The sequence below is a fragment of the Streptomyces sp. SYSU D01066-1 genome, assembly GCF_054956795.1.
In genome coordinates this window covers 1-18,087 of record NZ_JBUDHV010000009.1, presented here as the reverse complement: position 1 = coordinate 18,087, position 18,087 = coordinate 1, and the positions used below count along the sequence as shown (strand labels likewise).

Genomic DNA, 18,087 nt, shown 5'->3' with positions numbered 1-18,087 from the left:
CCGCACGCCCGAGGAGAGACCCCCGACCATGACCCTGCGCATCGGCTGCACAGCCGACGACTTCACCGGCGGCACCGACGTCGCCGCGGCCTTCCGGCGTGCCGGCCTGCGCACCGCCCTGGTCTTCGGCACCCCGGACGACACGACCGCACTCCCGGCGGACTGCGACGCCGCCGTAGTCGCCCTCAAGTCCCGCTCCACGCCCGCTGACGAGGCCGTCGCCGACTCCCTCGCCGCGCAGCGCTGGCTGTGGTCCAAGGGCGCGGCCCAGGTGTACTTCAAGTACTGCTCCACCTTCGACTCCACCGCGCAGGGCAACATCGGCCCGGTCACCGACGCCCTGATGGACGCCGCCGGCGCCGGCGTCACCCTGCACTGCCCGGCCTCCCCGCCCAACGGCCGCACGGTCTACCAGGGCCACCTCTTCGTCCACGACCAGCTGCTGTCCGACTCACCGCTGCGCCACCACCCCCTCAACCCCATGACGGACTCCGCGCTGGTGCGCCTGCTGTCCGCGCAGACCCGCCACCGGGTGGCCCTGATCGACTGGACAACCGTCCGCCGAGGGGTCGAGGCCGTCCGTGACGCCGTCGTGGCCCACCAGCAGTCCGGCGTCCGGCACATCATCGCCGACGCCCTCACCGACGAGGACCTCGCCGTCCTGGGTGCCGCCACGCTCGAACTGCCGGTCGTCGCCGGGGCCGCCGGCCTCGCCGAAGGTCTCGGACACGCCTATCCGGCGGTCGGTACGGCCACCGCCGAACCCTGGCCGCGCGAGGGGCGGGCGGCCGTCCTCGCCGGCAGCTGCTCGGCCCGCACCCTGGAGCAGATCGCCCAGTTCTACGCCGCCGGTCTGCCCTCCCTCCACCTCGACGTCCTCGCCGCCGCCTCCGGCCGCGATGTCACCGGCGAGGCCCTGGCCTGGTACGACGGGCAGGACCCCGATCTGCCGGTCCTGGTCTACGCCTCCGCGTCACCGGAGGAACTGGCTGCTGTGCAGGCTCAACTGGGTGTCGCCGAGGCAGCCGCGCAGGTCGAGGAACTGCTCGGCACCCTCGCCACCCACCTGGTCGAACGCGGTGTACGCCGTCTTCTGGTGGCCGGAGGGGAGACGTCGGGCGCCGTCACCACCGCCCTCGGCGTCCGCGCCGTCCTCGTCGGCGAGGAGGCCGACCCGGGTGTGCCGTGGACCTACGCCACCACCAAGAGCGGCGGCCTCGCCCTCATGCTGAAGTCCGGCAACTTCGGCGCCCCCGACCTGTTCACCCGTGCCCTCACGGAGGCCAAGTGACCGCCTACGCCGACGAGTCGGCCGCCCGGACGCTCATCGTCCGTACCGCCCGCTCGCTCTTCACCCGCGGTCTGACACACGGCTCGACCGGCAACCTGTCCGTCCGCCTGGCCGACGGCACCCTGCTCCTCACCCCCACCGGGTCCAGCCTCGGCACCGTCGAGGAAGCCGAGCTGTCCCGCACCGATCTGCACGGCAAGCACCTGGACGGCCCCCGTCCCACGAAGGAGGCGTTCCTGCACGCCGCCTTCTACCGGGCCCGCCCCGGCGCCCAGGCGGTCGTCCACCTGCACTCCACCCACGCCGCCGCCGTCTCCTGCCTCGACGACGTCGACCCGGCCGACGTCCTGCCCCCGCTCACCGCGTACTACGCCATGCGCGTCGGCACCCTCCCCCTCCTCCCCTACCACGCCCCCGGTGACAACAGCCTGGAACCGCTCGCCGAACGGACGGCCCGCACCCATCACGCCCTCCTCCTGGCCAACCACGGTCCGGTCATCGCCGGCGCGTCGATGGAGCAGGCCGCCGACGCGATCGAGGAGCTGGAGGAGACCGCCAAGCTGCACCTCCTCCTGCGAGGACACGCCACCCGTCCCCTCACCCCCGAGCAGGCTGCCGCGCTCGCGCCCCCATCCTCCTGACGGCCGGATGAGGAACGGGCGCGGCAGCCCCGAACGAAGAGGAGCATCACCATGCCGGAAACAGTCACCCCCGTCCCCACCGCCGATCTGGTCGACCAGTACGGCACGGACCTGCGCGTGTGTGACGTGCAGTTCAGCCAGTTCGGCGCCCACCGGAGTTTCGCCGGCCGGGTCCGCACCGTCTCCTGCCACGAGGACAACGGCCTCCTGCGCGACCTGCTGCGCACCCCCGGCGACGGCGCCGTCCTCGTCGTCGACGGCGGCGGCTCCCTGCGCACCGCCCTGGTCGGCGACCTCATCGCCGGTGCCGCCCAGGACAACGGCTGGGCCGGCCTGGTCCTGCACGGCGCCGTCCGCGACAGCGCCGCCCTGGCCGGTCTCCGGATCGGCATCAAGGCGCTGGGCACCATCCCCCGCAAGAGCGCCAAGGACGCCGCCGGAGCCGTCGACGTGCCCGTCACCATCGGCGGAGTCACCTTCCGCCCCGGCGACATCCTGCACGCCGACGACGACGGCGTCGCCCTCCTCCCCGAAGGCACGGTGAGCTGACCGTGGTTCTGAAGACCTTCGGGTGGTCGTTCGCGGTCACCGCGCTCGGCCTGGTGGCCGCGGTCTTCTACGGTGGGTGGGCCGCCTTCGGAGTGGTGGCGATCCTGTCCGTCCTGGAGATCTCGCTGTCCTTCGACAACGCGGTGGTCAACGCCGGGATCCTGAAGAAGATGAATGCCTTCTGGCAGAAGATCTTCCTCACCGTCGGCATCCTGATCGCCGTCTTCGGCATGCGGCTGGTCTTCCCGGTCGTCATCGTCGCGGTCAGTGCGTCGCTCGGGCCCATCGAGGCCGTCGACCTCGCCCTCACTGACAAGGACCGCTACCAGCAGCTGGTCACCGACGCCCACCCGTCGATCGCCGCCTTCGGCGGCATGTTCCTCCTGATGATCTTCCTGGACTTCGTCTTCGAGGACCGGGAGATCAAGTGGCTCGCTCCGCTGGAGCGCGCGCTGGCCAAACTCGGCAAGGTCGACATGCTGTCGGTCTGCATCGCCCTGATCGTGCTGCTGGTCTCCGCGATCACCTTCGGCGCCCACGCCCACCAGCACGGCGGCGCCCACGTCGACAAGGCGGAGACGGTCCTGCTCTCCGGTATCGCCGGTCTGATCACCTATCTGGTCGTCGGCGGTCTCTCCGGCTTCTTCGAGGACAAGCTCGAAGAGGAGGAGGAACGGGAGCACGAGGAGGGAGCCGCGCACACCGGCAAGCCCAAGTCGGCTCTCAAGCTCGCGGGCAAGGCCGCGTTCTTCATGTTCCTCTATCTCGAGGTCCTGGACGCGTCCTTCTCCTTCGACGGTGTCATCGGCGCCTTCGCCATCACCAACGACATCGTCCTGATGGCCCTGGGGCTCGGCGTCGGCGCCATGTACGTGCGCTCCCTGACCGTCTACCTGGTCCGCGAGGGCACCCTCGACGACTACGTCTACCTGGAGCACGGCGCCCACTACGCCATCGGCGCCCTCGCCGCCGTCCTGCTGGTGACCATCCAGTACGAGATCAACGAGTTCATCACCGGTCTGATCGGTGTGGTCCTCATCGGCGCCTCCTTCTGGTCCTCCGTCCGACGCAACAAGCGCCGCCCCGTGGCCGAGGGCGAGAGCGAAAAGGACGAGACCGAAGCGGTCTTCACGGCATGAGCGCCATTGAGTGATCCGTCCCGACAGCCCCCTCACCCCCCGTCCCCTCGCCCGGCTGCGGCATCACGGTCCGGGCTTGTCCGCGAACACCCACCGGTTGCCCGCCAGGGCGTCGTTCCGTTCGGGCAGCGGGCCGCGGCCGTGGTGGCGGGTGAAGTCGAAGGGGGTGCGGACCGAGGTGGTCCAGCCCTTGCCCGCCAGGTCACCTGCGGAATCGGGACGCGGCCCGTGTTCGAACAGGGTGAGGAGGTCGATGCCGATCTGTTGTGCCGTCGCCGTGTAGAGCGGGCTGTCGCGGTATTCCAGCAGGTCCTTCTCGAGCTTGGCCTCGTACGCCAGCGCGCTCCCCGCCGTGCTCAGCCGTCCCACCGTGTCCACGAGGTGCGTCTCGACGGCGGCCGGCAGGTAGAACAGCAACCCCTCGGCCAGCCAGGCGCTCGGCGCGGTGGTGTCGAAGCCCGCGTCGGCGAGTGCTCCGGCCCAGTCGGTGCGGAGGTCGGCCGGGACGGGTACGCGCGCCGCCTTCGGGGTGGCCGGCAGTCCGTCGAGCACCCGCTGCTTGAACGCCAGCACCCCCGCCCTGTCGATCTCGAAGATCACGCTTCCCGGAGGCCAGTCGAGGCGGAGGGCCCGCGTGTCCAGCCCTGCTCCGAGCAGCACCACTTGGCGGGCGCCGCCCGTGTGCGCCGTCCGGAGGAGGAAGTCGTCGAAGACCCTGGTCCGCAGACCGAAGTAGCGGGCGAACCGTCCCCACAGGGGGTTCGCCTCCCCGTCCGGGACCTGTCGCGGGCGGACCGGCCAGTCGGCGGACGCGGGTGCGGCGCGCACGAAGTGCTCCGCGTAGACGTCCCGGGCCAGGGCGTCGGGGCGGTGGGTCTCGATCGCCCGTGCCGCGGCGACCATGAGCGCGGTCACCCCCACGCCTCCTCCCACGCCGTCCGCACCGGTGCCGTGACGCGTTGTGCCGGCCATGTCTCCTCCGTTGGCGAGTCGGGACCACGAACAGCGCGGGGCGCGACCGGGGCGTCGCGCGCCACTCTCACCGGCTCCGTGCCGCCGGTGGCACGACGGGTGTGACCACGCGGCCCGCTTCACCGTCACGTTCGGGCAGGGGCGCGGAGTCGCTCGGATGTCCTGCGGGCTCCTCATCTTTGGGGGCGGCCCGTGCCACCGGTAGGGCGCGCGGAGACCGATCGGGGCGCTGCCGTCTGCCCAGCGCGCCGTGCACGCCGGTTCGAACCGGTTCCCGTCGGCCCCGCGAAGGAGGCCCGATGCGCGGAGCACGCCACCGCAGGACCCGGAGGGGCCGGTTCATGCCGGATCGGCGCCATGTTCGCTCTATTTGCTGACAAGCGCACTCTCCCCGGGACACCGGATTCCACGGCCCGCATAGTGGCTGCGCGACGGCTCACCGGTAAGGGGCTGTGCCGTCGCGCGCGCCGTACGGCGTGGCCGGCACGCACGGCCGTCGGCCGTCGGCTCTCCCGTCTCCTGGTCCGACGAAAGGTACGAGCCCATGCGCAAGGAAGCGGTCAACCGTGTCAAACTCGTCTTCACCCTGTTCGACGCCGACGGCAACGGTGTCCTGGAAGCCGAGGACTTCGCCCTGATGAGCAGCCGGGTCGCCGCGGCCGTGCCCGGAGCCGACGAGGCGCGGAAGCGGGCCATGCACGCCGGCTTCACGCGTTACTGGAACACGCTGGCCGGCGAGCTCGACGCCGATCGCGACGGCCGGATCACGTACGACGAGTACCAGGCCTGCGTCCTGTCGCCGGAGCGCTTCGGCGGGGCGGTCGACGAGTTCGCGTCCTCTTTCGCACGCCTCGGTGACCTGGACGGCAGCGGTACCGTCACCCGACCGGTGTTCACCGGCATGCTGAGGGGGGTCGGCTTCGACCTGCCGAACATCCAGGCCCTCTTCGAGGCCCTCGGGCCCGATGACGCCGACCGGATCCAGGTGGCTGCCTGGGAAGCCGAGATCAAGAACTTCTACGCCCCCGACAAGGGCGGCGTCCCCGCGGACCTGCTGGCGCCGGCTCCGGCGGCCTGATCCGGTCCGGCGGCCCACTCCGCAGGGGGCGGGCCGCCGGGTTCCCACTCCGCAGAGGCCGGGCCGCCGGGCTCCCGGTCCGGTTCGCGGACGTGCTCGGGTCCCGGCACGCCTTCCACCGCGTTGCCCGCCCTCCCCGCGGCGTTCCAGGCGTCCCCGCCCCGCCCCACCCGCCCCACGTCAGTCCCTGCCGATGACGACCACTTCGTCCCCGGCCGTCCAGCGGCGCCGCTCGTCCTTGGGCGGGTTGATCCGCATGCCGTAGCCGGGGCTCGTCGGCGCGCCGGCGTGGCTCCGGTAACCGATGGCGCACTCGCCGCGATGCCGTGCCGCGGCCACGACCGTGGCGAAGGACGTCTCGCTCCCCGGCCGTACGTAGTCGGCGGCGGGCCGCAGGCGGACCCCGGCGCCGTCGGCGGAGAACAGTTCCTCGAAGACCGCCGCCAGGTGCCGGTTCTGGGAGATCTGGGCCATGAGCAGGCCGATCAGCTTGCCGCTGATGATCACGTCGGCTCCGGGGCCGATGGGGGCCAGAGCCCGGTTGCGGTCGTCGATCAGTTCGGTGACGACCGGCAGTTCGCGCCCGGTGGTCTCCTCCAGCCGGCGCAGCAGCAGGAGGGTGACGAGCGTGCGGGTGTCGGGGTCGGCCGACGGCTCATCGGGGACGGGATCCCGGCCGAGCACGATCACGCTGTCGTAGGAGTGGGGGTCCAGGCGTCGCAGCGTCTCCGGATCGGTGGCGTCCCCGTGGTGCAGGGTCAGGCTGAGACCGGTACCGCTGCGCGCGTCGGCCTCGCCCACCTGCCGGACCGTCGCCTCACCGCGGTCCGCCACCACGTCGACGGCCGATCCGGGCCGGGCGCGGCGGCGCAGTTGGTCGACTATCAGCGGTGCCCGGCGGTTCCAGCCCAGCAGGAGGACCCGCTCCGCACGCGCGGCCGTCGGGGGGCCGGACGCCATCGCCGCCCGCTCGACCGACTCCGCGCAGTCGTCCAGCCAGACCGTGTCGTCGTCACGGGAGATGACGAGGAGCAGGTCGTCCGCGGTGATGGGCGTGTCCGGCGGCGGGCTGAGCAGCGGGGTGCCCCCGCGCACCATCCCGACGACGCTCGACGTCCGGTAGGACAGCAGCGCCTCGCCGAACGGGCGGCCGGTCAGCGCGGGCTCGGCGACCAGGTAGAACTCGTCGCCGGCGAAGTCGAGGAGTTCCTGGTGGACGAGGGAGAGCCCGGGGCGGCGGGCGGCCTGGACGATGAGCCGGGCGGTGACGGTGTCGCTCTCCAGGACGACACCGCCCGGTCCGGCGGCGAGACGGGCGGCCAGCCGGTACCGCTCGTCACGGACGGCGGCGACGACGGGCGGACGGTGCTCCCCTTCGGCCAGTGCCGTCCTGAGCGCCAGCAGGGTTTTGACCACCTCGGCGTCGGCGTCGGGGCCGTCGTGGGGCAGGATCAGCACGACACCGGCCGTGGCCGGGCTGGTCAGGAGGAGCACGGACGGGTCGGTGGTGGGGCCGCTGCGGCAGATCAGCCGCGTACGGCCGACCGGGCCCACCCGCGTGCCCAGTGCCTCCTCCATGAGGGTCTTGTCCCGGTCGGCCAGCACCGCCACCGCGGCGCGCCGTTGGTTGGCGTTGGCGGCCACCAGCTCGTCCACCACCGTGAAGACCTGTTCCGACCAGCCCAGGATCACGGCGTGCCCCTGTTCGAGCACGGTGGAACGGCCCCGCCGCAACGCGGTGAGCCGCTCCGTGAGCGCCGTCGTGATCAGACCGACGAGCGCCGAGACGTACAGCAGAGTGACCAGTGCGAGCAGCACCGACATCAGCACCCGCGGCGGTGTGCCCGTCGCACCGCCCAGCCGCATCGTCTCCCCGGTGAGCTGCCACACCTTCGCCAGCCGGTCCGCCAGGGACGCCGGCGCGTGGGGGTCGGTCCACACCAGCACCGCACTGGCCGGGACGACGACGGCCAGGCACAGCAGCGCCATCCAGCCGACGAGAGCGGCGGCACCGCGGGCCAGCGTGCTGTCGAACCAGTACCGGGCCCGGTCACCGAACGGAGTACGCCGCTGCGCCACTTTCCCCCCTTTTCCCCCTCCGACGTCTGTGAGAGGTACGCATGTCGCAGTGTGGGTGGTCAGTCACCGCGGCAGCCGGGGTTCGGGCAGCGTTCATCCCTTCGGGTCGCCGAGCCGTTCCCCTCGGCGCGTCCGCCGTACCGTCAGGGCTGGTCGTCGTATTAGCTCCTTCGAGTCAACGCCGGAGCGAAAGGCGGACGCCCGGTCCCGGCCGTCGGTACAAAGTCCGCCATGACTGAAGATCACGCGGTGGTGCGCTCAGACGGCGGTTTCTCCCGCAGGGGTTTCGCGGCGGCGGTCGGCACGGCCACGGTGGCCACGGCCCTGACCCCCGGTGCCGCCGCGGCGCTGCCCACGCCGACCGCCCCGGCCGCCGGCCGCGGCACCGGCTCCGGCCGGAGCCTGGCCGTCGCCCGCGCCCTGCTCGTACTGGACTCCGACGACCGTCCCCTCGTACCGCGTTACCACAACGTCCTCCAGAAGGGCCTGCCGGCCCAGCGCCGGGCACGGCCCAAGGACGTCCTGGTCATCGGCGCCGGCCCGGCCGGTCTCGTGGCCGCCTGGCTGCTGAAGCGGGCGGGGCACCGGGTGACGGTGCTGGAGGCCAACGGCAACCGGGCGGGCGGACGCGTCAAGACCTTCCGCAACGGTGGCCACGAGCGCGCCGAACAGCCCTTCACCGATCCCCGCCAGTACGCCGAAGCCGGCGCGATGCGCATCCCGGGCAGCCATCCCCTGGTGATGGAGCTGATCGACCAGTTCGGCCTGAAGAAGCGGCGCTTCCACTACGTCGACGTCGACGGCGAGGGGCGTCCGGCCAACCGCACCTGGATCCACGTCAACGGTATCCGTGTGCGGCGTGCGGACTACGCCCGCGCGCCCCGGCGCGTGAACCGGTCGTTCGGCGTCCCCCGGGCCCACTGGGACACCCCCGCCGCCGCCATCCTGCGCTCCGTGCTGGACCCGGTGCGCGACGAGTTCAGTCGCGTCGGCAGCGACGGCAAGCGGGTCGACAAGCCGCTTCCGGAGCGGCTGAAGGGCTGGGCCCGGGTGGTGGAGCGGTTCGGTGACTGGTCGATGTTCCGCTTCCTCACCGAGCACGCCGGCCTCGACGAACGGACCGTCGACCTGATCGGCACCCTGGAGAACCTCACCTCACGCCTCCCGCTGTCCTTCATCCACAGCTTCATCGGCTCCTCCCTCATCAGCCCCGACACGCCCTTCTACGAGCTGGAGGGCGGCACCGCCGTACTGCCGGACGCCCTGCTGGAACGCGTGCGCGAGGAGGTGCGGTTCGACCGCCGGGTCACGCGCATCCAGTACCACCACCCCGACCGGCCCTCGACGGACACCGAGCACGTCCGGGACAAGGGTCCGCACGTGTGGGTGGACACCGTCTCGGAGGGCCGCGACGGCCCCGTCGTACGGGAGCAGTTCACCGCGGACGTCGCCGCGGTCACGGTGCCGTTCTCCGGGCTGCGCCACGTCCAGATCACCCCGCCCCTGTCGTACCGCAAGCGCCGGGCGGTCTGCGAGCTGCACTACGACTGCGCGACCAAGGTGCTGCTGGAGTTCAGCCGCCGCTGGTGGGAATTCGACGAGGCCGACTGGAAGCGGGAACTGCACGCCGTCGACCCGGGTCTGTACGACGCCTACCGCACCGGCCGGGCCGCCGCCGACGGCAGTCTGCTCGGCGCCCACCCTTCCGTGCCCGGCGGGCACATCACGGCGGGTCAGCGCACCCACTACGCCGCCAACCGCGCGGTCGCGCGCGACCAGCCGGAGGCGGTCGACGTCGTGGGCGGCGGCTCGGTGTCGGACAACGCCAACCGGTTCATGTTCCACCCCTCCCACCCGGTCCCGGGCAGCGCGGGGGGCGTGGTCCTGGCCTCCTACAGCTGGGCGGACGACGCGCTGCGCTGGGACTCCCTGGACGACGAGGCGCGGTACCCGCATGCCCTGTGCGGCCTCCAGCAGGTCTACGGCCAGCGCATCGAGGTCTTCTACACCGGCGCGGGCCGCACCCAGAGCTGGCTGCGCGACCCGTACGCCTACGGGGAGGCGTCCGTGCTCCTGCCCGGGCAGCACACGGAACTGCTGCCCGCCATCCCCGTGGCCGAGGGTCCGTTGCACTTCGCCGGGGACCACACGTCCGTCAAGCCGGCGTGGATCGAGGGGGCCGTGGAGTCCGCCGTGCGGACCGCCCTGGAGATCCACACCGCCTGAGCCGGCCGCCCCGCCCGGCTCCGACCACGGCCGGGCGGGGCGGGCGGGCCTGGCCCTTCACCGCGGGGCGGCGGCTCACGTCCGCGGGACGGCCGCCGTCGGCCCCGTCGGCCACCCGCTCAGGCGCCGGTGCGGTCGCGCAGGCGGACGCCGAGGAGCACCACGGCCAGTGAGACGGTGCCGACCGCCGCCGCGCTCCAGACGCCCGCCCGTACCCCGAGCGGCAGGAGCACGGCGGCGGCGAGCGCGGCGCCCAGCTCCCGGCCGCCCGCGGTGACGCCGGAGGCGACGCCCTCCTTGCCCCGCTGGGCGCGGGCCAGTCCGGCCGCGGAGGTGGTGGGGACCAGAAGGCCCCAGCCGGCGCCCATCAGGACGAGCGGGGCGACCAGCGCGCCGTAGTGGTCGAAGACCAGCGGGATGACGGCCAGGGCGGCGATCAGCAGGCCCGATCCGAGGATCATCGCGCCCCGGACGCCGAGGCGGCCGATGATCCGGCCGGCCGCGAGCGCGGTGACGATGTTGCCGCCGGCCAGTGGCAGGAGCGCCACGCCGGCGACGAAGGGCGCCATGCCCAGCTCGTCCTGGAGGCCCATGCTGGTGATGTAGAGGGTGCCGAAGAAGGCGGCGGTGCCCACCACCGTGACGACGGCGTTGGCGCTGAAGGGCACGTCCCGCAACTGGCTCAGCGGCAGCATCGGCGCGGGCGCGCGCCGCTCCACCCGGCCGAAGACCCAGACCGCCGCGCAGGCGAGGACGACGCCGGCGGCCAGTACGGCGGGCGGCAGCGCCCGCCAGTCGTGCGCGAGGAAGGCCACGAGGCCGAGCAGCACCACCATGACCAGCAGGCCGGGCAGGTCCAGCCGGGCCCCGCCGCCGCGCAGCGGCGGCAGTACGGGCCGTCCCACCAGGGCGAAGACGACGGCCAGGACGGCGACGGCCAGGAACATGGCACGCCAGGACGAGACCGACACCAGGGCCCCGCACAGCACCGGCCCCAGAGCGGCCCCCAGGGCGTTGGCGCCGGCCCAGATGCCGATGGCCCAGGACAGGCGTCCGGGGACGTCCTGGTACACGGACTGGATCAGCGCCAGCGCGGACGGCAGGACGAGCGCCGCCCCCACCCCTTCGCCGAAGGTGCCGACGACCACGAGGCCCACGGTGGGGGCGGCGGCGGCCACGAGGCTGAAGACGGTGAAGACCCCCAGTCCCACCAGGAAGATCCGCCGCGCGCCGAACCGGTCGGTCAGCGCGCCGCCGGTCAGCGACAGCATGGCGAAGGCCAGGGTGTAGCCGGAGAGCACCCAGCCGATGGCCGTGTCCCCCGCGTCGAAGGCGGAGCGGATCTCGGGGGAGGCGATGTTGAGGCCGGAGGTCAGCAGGATCACCAGCAGGGTGCCCAGGCTGGTGCTGGCCAGCACGGTGCCCGGCGAGCGGCGCCGGGGGGCCAGGACGTCGCGGGCGGCCGTGTCGGGCGCGGCCGGCGCCGGGCCGGAAGAGCTCTCACTACGCATGTCACCGAGCGTATAGGTAGTTCGCGAGCGAACCAAATATCGAGCCGAGGGCCAGTTGTGGCGGCGAGTAGGCTGACGGGAGAGCCGTCGGAAAGGAAGCGAACAAAACATGACGACAGCCGACGCCGTCGACACCGCGACCCAGGAGTGGGCGGCGGCCTGCCCGCGCCTGGACGTCTCGCCGGGCGAGGTGCTCGCCCGCGTCCAGCGCCTCGCTCAGCTGATCGAGGAGGCGCAGAGCCGGCGGCTGCGCCGGCGTCCGGGCATGGTCGTCAACAACCTCGGTGACTTCGACGTCCTGCGGGCCCTGCGGCGGGCCGGTCCGCCGTACGCCCTGACCCCGACGCGGCTGCGGGAGGCCATGCTGGTCTCCGGCGCCGGGCTGAGCGGCCGGCTGAAGCGGCTGGAGAAGGAGGGGTGGATCGCCCGTACGGCCTCCCCGGACGACGGGCGCTCCTCCCTGGTGAGCCTCACCCCGGAGGGCGTGGCGGACCTGGACCGGGACCTGGAGGGCCACTACGCCTTCGAGTCCGACCTGCTGCGCGCCCTGGACGTCGGGGGGCGCCACCGGCTCGCCGGTGACCTGCGCACCCTCCTCCTCGACCTGGAGTCCCGCCAGTCCCGTCCCTGACGCGCCCCTGACCCGCCCCTGCGGCTCCCTCAGACGCCCGCGCAGCGGCGGGCGAAGGCGAGGGTGCGGGCGTAGCACTCCTCGGCGTCCGCGTCGGACAGCCCCATCCAGAGGTGGTCGCCCCCGGTGACCAGGCGCAGGTCGGGGTGGTGTCCGGCGGCGCGCAGGGCCTCGGCGAGGCGGACGGACTGCCGGGCCGGGACCAGGGAGTCGTCGGTGCCGTGCAGGAGGAGGAAGGGCGGCGCGTCGGGCCCCACGTGGGTGACCGGACTGGCGTCGCGGGCCGCCCCGGACCGGTCGGCTGGGGGCCCGCCGAGCAGCAGCGCCTCGAAGGAGGACGGGTCGTGGGCGTCGTACGCGCCCTCGGGGCGGTCCTCGGCGAGGCCGGGCAGGTCGGTGGGGGCGTACCAGGTGACGCACCCGGCGACGGTGCCCGGCGGCTGGGTCAGGGCGGTCAGCGCGGCGAGGTGTCCGCCGGCCGACTCGCCCCACAGGACGGTGCGCGCGGGGTCGAGGCCGAGGTCGCCCGCGCGGGCGCGCAGCCAGGCCAGTACGGCGGCCAGGTCGCCCTGCTGGGCGGGGTGCGGGGCCTCGCCGCTGAGCCGGTAGTCGGGGCAGACGACGGCGAACCCGGCCCGGGCGAGCCGGGCGAAGGGGCCCGGCGTCCAGTCGCGAAAGCGCGGGCCGAGGTCGTCGCGCAGCCCCGCCCGCCAGCCGCCGCCGTGGACGAAGACGACGACCGGCACCGGGCCGGTGGCGTCCTCGGGCAGCCACAGGTCGGCGGTGAGCGGGCGGCTGCCTTCGGGGAGGGCGTACACCGCGCCGCGCAGCAGTGTCACGCCGTCGGCGGGGCGGGCCGGGTGCGGCAGCGGCAGGGCGGCCGGATCGGGCGGGGCCAGCAGGTGGAGGGAGAACGGCACGGTGTGGCTCCGTCCTTCAGTGGGCCGTGCGGGACGGCAGGACGCGGCGGGCGTTGGCGGTGGTGAGCGTGCGCCAGTCGGCGTGGCCCTCGGGGGCGGGGGCCGCGTCCAGGCCCGCGACGTGCGCCTCCACGCCGGCGGCCGGGGTCCAGCAGTGGTCGCTGCCGTACAGGAGGCGGTCGGGGCCGACCAGGTTCAGCAGCGCGGGGAGCTGGCGGGGCAGGGCGGGGCCGGCCAGGTCGTAGTAGAGGCGGCGGAGCTGTCCGACGGCGTCCGGGGCGTCGGTGCCGGCCGGCATGAACATCTTCATGAACCCGTTGATCCGGTCGGCGAGGACCGGCAGGGCGCCGCCGCAGTGCGGCACGATCACCGTGAGGTTCCGGTACCGGTCGAGGGTGCCGGCCATCAGCAGGTCGGTGACGGTGCGGGCGGTGTCGAAGATGAACTCGACCATCGGGCGGGGGCGGCCGAGGGCGGACTGCTCCCAGCACACGGGCGAGGTGGGGTGCAGGAAGACGACCGCGCCGCGCCGGTCCAGCTCGGCCCAGACCGGCTCCAGGTCCGGGTTGCCGAGGTAGGTGCCGTGGGTGTTGGTCTCCAGGACCACGCCGTCGGCGCCGAGGGTGTCGCAGGCGTACGTGATCTCCTCCAGCGAGCCGTCGACGTCCGGCAGCGGCAGGGAGGCGAACAGACCGAAGCGGCCGGGGTGGGCGCGTACGGTCTCCGCGCCGTCCTCGTTGACCTCTCGGGCCAGCCGACGGGCGGCGGTGTCGTCGCCGAAGTGGACGCCCGGGGAGGAGACCGACAGCATCGAGGTCTCGATGGAGCAGCGGTCCATCAGCTCCAGGTGGGCCTTCGCCGACCAGGTGGGCCAGGCGGGCACGCCGTCGGGCAGTTCGTGGCCGGCCGCGCGGGCCTGGCGGACGTAGGAGTCGGTGACGAAGTGGGCGTGGACATCGAGGTATCCGGGGGTGCTCATGTACCGCTCCTCACTTTTCCGTGCGCCACTTGTGGTCGGGCAGGAAGTTCACGTCGTACTTCTGCGGCACGGTGCCGAACTTGTGCGGCTCGGGCACGTACGGGCGCTGCGGCAGGCCGAGTTCCTCCGCGGGCGTGCCGAGGTTCTCGAAGAACCGCTCGAAGGTGCCGTTCGGTCCGGCGGCGACGCCGACGATGCGGGTGTGGTGGCGTTCGATGCGGTAGGCGTGCACGCAGTTCTTCGGGACGAAGCCGAAGTCGCCCTCGGTCAGGAGCTTTTCGTGCTGCTCGCCCTCCAGGTCCTCCACGAACAGGCGGGCCGCGCCGTCGGTGATGTAGAAGACCTCGTAGGTGTCCGCGTGCGAGTGCGCGGGGATCGTCTCGTTCCTGGGTCCCTCGACCGTGAAGAAGTTGAAGGTGTTCTCGGTCTGCTCGCCGCCCGCGTAGACGGTGATCAGGTCGGTGAAGAGGTGGGCGCGGTCGCCCATGCCCTTCTCGATGAAGTACGGCTTGCCCGGCTCCGGGGGGATGTGGGAGCGCTGGCGGTAGCGGGTGGCGAACTCGATGGTCATGGGGGGTCGGTCCTTCCTGCGGCTCGGACGGCTCCCGCCAACCTAGAACCGGCCCCGGCGGGTGGTCGGCATACACTCGGCCACGCGATGAAGAAAAACGGACAGTTCGCGGGCGGCCGTCCGACGGGCGGCGTTCCGACGGTGTCCTACCGCCCGACACCGGGCCGTCCACCGGGGCTGGAGGTGCTCGACCTGCCGGGCCTCGCCGCCCGTGCCGACCAGCGGGAGCGTCCGCTCACCACGCCCGTGCGCCCGGCCTTCCACCTGGTCGTCGCGGTACGGGGCGGGCGGCTGGCGTGCGCGGTGGACTTCACCTCGTACACGCTGGGCGCGGGCGACTGGCTGTGGGTGTGGCCGGGGCAGGTGCTCCAGTTCCCGGACGGTCCCGGGACGGCCGACGCCACCGCGCTGGTGTTCCCCTCCGGCTTCCCGAGCGCCGCGACGGACGCCCTGATCAGGGACGGCGAGCACGCCCCGTACCGGCTGATCACCCCGGACCCGGCGCGGCAGGCGGCGCTGCTGCGGCTGCTCGACGCCCTGGTCGAGGAGCACGCCGGGCTCGGCGACCTGGCGCTGGAGGCGTACGTCGAGACGCTGCGCGGCCTGCTCTCGGTGATCCTCGTGCGGCTGGTCCACCTCGCCGACCCGCGCCGCCGGCCCCGCACCGGCGGCGGCGAGCCCTTCCACCGGTTCCGGCGGGCGGTCGAGGAGGACTTCGGACGGACCCACCGGGTGGAGGACTACGCCGCCCGGCTGGGCTACAGCCCGCGCACGCTCACCCGGGCCACCCGGGCGGCGCTCGGTGTCGGCGCCAAGCGCTTCATCGACGACCGGGTGCTGCTGGAGGCGAAACGCCTGCTCATCCACACCACGCTGGCGCCGGCCACCATCGGGGAGCGGATCGGGTTCGGCTATCCGACCGCCTTCAGCGCGTTCTTCCGGCAGCGCACCGGGATGACGCCCACCGAGTTCCGGACCCTCACGAGGCCCTGAGGACAGCCTCGCCCCGCCGGTTCCCGGACCGGCCGCGGCACAGCTCGGCGTACCGGCCGCCGGTGGTGGGCAGAGCGTCGTGGGTGCCGTGCTCCACGACACGGCCGGCTCCGGTCACCGGCATCGGGCCGGCGGCGCGGAGACCGTCACGAGTACCGCGTTCCACGACACGGCCTGCCCCGGTCACCAGGATCCGGCCGGCGGCGCGGGCCGTGGACGGGCGGTGGGCGATGGGCGACGGCGGCGGCGGTCCGGTCCGCCAGGGTCTCGGTGAGCGTCTCGTGGACGGCCGCCTCCGAGGTGTCGTCGAGGCGGGCGGCGGCCCCGCCCGGCGCCGGGGACGCCGCGCGACCGGGTCGGGGCGGTGGTCTCCCCGGTCATGCCGCGGACGCCGGACCCTCGGGCGGTCCCGAGGCCGACAGCGGGCGGCTGCCCGCCCGTAAGCCGCCGTCCCCGCTGCTGCCACCGGGAGTTGACGCGGCGCGGGAACGCTTCGCCGGTGTGACAGCCGTACACCTCCCCGAAGCTCCTCCGGGACGGATCCCCCGGCGTCTGCGCCGCGTCCCGGCCCACCGGATCCGCCAGGTCCTGTGCCTGCTCCCGCTCGTCCTCGTCGCCGTGGTCGCCGTGCGGCAGCGGTCGGTGCTCGCCGAGGGCGTCGGGCACCTCGCCACGGCCAGTCGGCCCTGGCTGCTGGCCGCCGTCGCCACCACCTGTCTGACCTGGGTCGCCGCCGCCTGCACCCGGCAGGGCGCGGTGGTGCAGCGGCTGCCCGGTGGACGGCTGCTGGCCACCCAGTTCGCGGCCGGCGCCGCCAACCACCTGCTGCCCAGCGGCCTGGGCGCCGGCGCGGTCAACCTGCGGTTCATGACGGTGTGCGGGCTGCCGCCGGCCCGTTCCTCGGCCGCGCTCGCCCTGTACCTGCTGGCCGAGAGCGTCGGCCGGGTGGCCCTGCTCGGGGCGCTGCTGCTCGCCTTCCCCGGCGCGCTGCGGCTCGGGACACTGCTGCCCGAGGGGTTCGCCGGCCCGCTGCTGCTCGGCACGGTGGCGGTGCTGGTGGTGGCGGCGGGCGTGCTGGCGCTGGTGCGGCGGGTGCGCACGGCCGTGACCGGCTTTCTGCGCACCGCGCTCGGCGAGGCCCGTTCGGTGCACGCGCGCCCGGCGCGGGCGCTGGCGCTGTGGGGCGGTTCGCTGGCCTTCCCCGCGCTGCAGGCGACCGCGCTGGCGCTGACGGGACGGGCCCTCGGGCTGCCGGTGCCGGCCGCGCACATGGCGCTGGCGTACCTGGCGGCGACGGTCGCGGTCGCGCTGGTGCCCACGCCGGGCGGTCTGGGGTCGGTCGAGGCCGCGCTGGTGGTGGCGCTGGTGGCGGCGGGCGGACCGGCGGCCGTGGCGACGGCGGTGGTGCTGGCCTACCGGATCATCACCGTCTGGCTGCCGTTGCTGCCGGGGGCGCTGACGCTGGGGGCGCTGGTGCGGCTGAAGGTGATCTGAGGGGCGGCCCCCGGGCCGGACCGCGGCGTCAGATGACCCGGAAGAGGTCGGCGGCGGCGTGCGTGTCCGTGAGGTCGTCGACGGTGCGGAGGTTGTCGCACAGGGCCTCCAGGACCGACCCGGTCCCGGTCGCGTCCGGGACGCCGATGGCCACGCCGAAGAGGCGGAAGCCCAGTCGGCGTCTGGCCTCGTTCCAGCCGCGGGTCCACGCCTCGGTGACCTCGCACGCGTCGTCGGTGATCAGCACGATGTCACCGCGCCCGCGCGCCGCGTCGTCGAACTCCGCCGCCAGGATGTCGACGGCGGCCGACAGCGGCCGCTGGAAGTCGGTTCCGCCGCCGAGGAAGGTCTCCGCGAACTCGACGACCTCGGCGGCCTCGGCGGGCCGGTCGGCCGGGAAGCGGAAGACGCGGAGCTGGTCGGCGGCGGAGAACAGGATGCCGACGAAGTCGCGCCGCGCGGCGCGGGCCTGGTCCAGCAGCGCCAGGGCACAGGCCTTGGACCACGCTTCCCGGGTGATGCCGCCGGGCCCTTGCGCGTACATGGAGTGCGAGGTGTCGACGCACGCGATGACGGCGCCCCGGCCGGTGTCCTGCTCGCCCTGGCTGTCGTAGAGCATCAGTTCGCCGGCGGCGTAGCGGGCGGCGAAGACCGCGCGCGGGCCGGGCAGGCCGAGGTGGGCCAGTTCGGAGGGGATGACGCGGGAGAGGTCGTCGCCGAGGGTGACGCCGACCAGTTCGCCGGTGGTGTGCTCCACCTTGCGGGCGCGTTCGGCGCCGGCCATCTGCCGGAAGCGGCCGATCAGTTCGGCCCACCGGGCGAGCCGGCCGGTGCGCAGCCGTTCGGCGAGCCGGGCCCGCTGGTCGAACGGCAGCCGCTCCAGTTCGCCGGGGCCGATGCCCCACGCGCGCGTCAGCGCGGCCTCCTCCCGGACGGTCCGGGCCGCCCGGGCCACCGCGGTGCGCGCGGCGGCGCGGACCTGGCCGGCCGCCGCCGCGAGGGCCGCTTCGGCG

Annotated in this window: 16 protein-coding genes; 9 read left to right on the top strand and 7 right to left on the bottom strand. The window is 73.8% G+C overall.

Features of this window, described 5'->3' with window-relative positions; genetic code table 11:
- Positions 1-28 precede the first annotated feature (28 nt).
- The 4 genes from otnK to ACY1JF_RS11340 are packed head-to-tail and all read left to right on the top strand — an operon-like array spanning position 29 to position 3,620.
- Positions 29-1,291, top strand: a complete 1,263-nt coding sequence (gene otnK / locus ACY1JF_RS11355) for a 3-oxo-tetronate kinase (RefSeq protein ID WP_462704909.1) — start codon at positions 29-31, stop codon at positions 1,289-1,291.
- Positions 1,288-1,932 (top strand): 3-oxo-tetronate 4-phosphate decarboxylase, encoded by a 645-nt coding sequence (gene otnC, locus ACY1JF_RS11350; protein ID WP_462704908.1) that lies wholly within the window; start codon positions 1,288-1,290, stop codon positions 1,930-1,932. The genes otnK and otnC overlap by 4 nt, the downstream gene beginning before the upstream one ends.
- 51 nt (positions 1,933-1,983) lie before the next feature.
- Positions 1,984-2,481 (top strand): ribonuclease E activity regulator RraA, encoded by a 498-nt coding sequence (gene rraA, locus ACY1JF_RS11345; protein WP_462704907.1) that lies wholly within the window; start codon positions 1,984-1,986, stop codon positions 2,479-2,481.
- A gap of 2 nt (positions 2,482-2,483) precedes the next feature.
- Positions 2,484-3,620, top strand: coding sequence for a DUF475 domain-containing protein (locus ACY1JF_RS11340; RefSeq protein WP_462704906.1), 1,137 nt, complete (start codon positions 2,484-2,486; stop codon positions 3,618-3,620).
- Between the two features lie 63 nt (positions 3,621-3,683).
- On the opposite strand, the gene ACY1JF_RS11335 is transcribed toward ACY1JF_RS11340, so the two are convergent.
- Positions 3,684-4,592, bottom strand: coding sequence for an SAM-dependent methyltransferase (locus ACY1JF_RS11335; protein WP_462704905.1), 909 nt, complete (start codon positions 4,590-4,592; stop codon positions 3,684-3,686).
- 544 nt (positions 4,593-5,136) lie between these two features.
- Between ACY1JF_RS11335 and ACY1JF_RS11330 the strand changes: the two genes are divergently transcribed.
- Positions 5,137-5,670: an EF-hand domain-containing protein gene (locus ACY1JF_RS11330; protein WP_462704904.1), complete on the top strand. Its 534-nt coding sequence runs from the start codon at positions 5,137-5,139 to the stop codon at positions 5,668-5,670.
- Positions 5,671-5,850: 180 nt separating this feature from the next.
- Here ACY1JF_RS11330 and ACY1JF_RS11325 read toward each other — a convergent pair whose 3' ends face one another.
- Positions 5,851-7,749, bottom strand: coding sequence for a CASTOR/POLLUX-related putative ion channel (locus ACY1JF_RS11325; protein WP_462704903.1), 1,899 nt, complete (start codon positions 7,747-7,749; stop codon positions 5,851-5,853).
- A gap of 231 nt (positions 7,750-7,980) precedes the next feature.
- On the opposite strand from ACY1JF_RS11325, the gene ACY1JF_RS11320 reads away from it, so the two are divergent.
- Positions 7,981-9,975 (top strand): flavin monoamine oxidase family protein, encoded by a 1,995-nt coding sequence (locus tag ACY1JF_RS11320; RefSeq protein WP_462704902.1) that lies wholly within the window; start codon positions 7,981-7,983, stop codon positions 9,973-9,975.
- Between the two features lie 119 nt (positions 9,976-10,094).
- Here the strand turns inward: ACY1JF_RS11320 and ACY1JF_RS11315 are convergent, their stop codons facing one another.
- On the bottom strand, positions 10,095-11,486 hold the full coding sequence (locus tag ACY1JF_RS11315) for an MFS transporter (RefSeq protein WP_462704901.1): 1,392 nt from the start codon (positions 11,484-11,486) through the stop codon (positions 10,095-10,097).
- A gap of 109 nt (positions 11,487-11,595) precedes the next feature.
- Here ACY1JF_RS11315 and ACY1JF_RS11310 point away from each other — a divergent pair, with 109 nt between their 5' ends.
- On the top strand, positions 11,596-12,117 hold the full coding sequence (locus ACY1JF_RS11310; protein ID WP_462704900.1) for a MarR family winged helix-turn-helix transcriptional regulator: 522 nt from the start codon (positions 11,596-11,598) through the stop codon (positions 12,115-12,117).
- A gap of 29 nt (positions 12,118-12,146) precedes the next feature.
- On the opposite strand, the gene ACY1JF_RS11305 is transcribed toward ACY1JF_RS11310, so the two are convergent.
- From ACY1JF_RS11305 to ACY1JF_RS11295, 3 genes are read right to left on the bottom strand one after another with little or no spacing between them, the layout of a single operon-like run.
- The gene (locus ACY1JF_RS11305; protein ID WP_462704899.1) at positions 12,147-13,037 is read right to left on the bottom strand and encodes an alpha/beta fold hydrolase; all 891 of its coding nucleotides are present in this window, start codon (positions 13,035-13,037) and stop codon (positions 12,147-12,149) included.
- Between the two features lie 16 nt (positions 13,038-13,053).
- Positions 13,054-14,016, bottom strand: a complete 963-nt coding sequence (locus ACY1JF_RS11300) for an amidohydrolase family protein (protein WP_462704898.1) — start codon at positions 14,014-14,016, stop codon at positions 13,054-13,056.
- A gap of 10 nt (positions 14,017-14,026) precedes the next feature.
- A complete protein-coding gene (locus tag ACY1JF_RS11295; RefSeq protein ID WP_462704897.1) occupies positions 14,027-14,587 on the bottom strand; it encodes a quercetin 2,3-dioxygenase in 561 nt (186 codons plus the stop codon).
- Positions 14,588-14,674: 87 nt separating this feature from the next.
- On the opposite strand from ACY1JF_RS11295, the gene ACY1JF_RS11290 reads away from it, so the two are divergent.
- Positions 14,675-15,580 carry a helix-turn-helix transcriptional regulator gene (locus tag ACY1JF_RS11290; protein ID WP_462704896.1) on the top strand — a complete coding sequence of 302 codons (906 nt, stop codon included), beginning with the start codon at positions 14,675-14,677 and terminating at the stop codon, positions 15,578-15,580.
- 501 nt (positions 15,581-16,081) lie between these two features.
- Positions 16,082-17,074 (top strand): lysylphosphatidylglycerol synthase transmembrane domain-containing protein, encoded by a 993-nt coding sequence (locus ACY1JF_RS11285; RefSeq protein ID WP_462704895.1) that lies wholly within the window; start codon positions 16,082-16,084, stop codon positions 17,072-17,074.
- Positions 17,075-17,102: 28 nt separating this feature from the next.
- Here ACY1JF_RS11285 and ACY1JF_RS11280 read toward each other — a convergent pair.
- Positions 17,103-18,087 (bottom strand): VWA domain-containing protein (locus ACY1JF_RS11280; protein WP_462704894.1); only part of this gene is annotated, 985 nt, incomplete at its 5' end.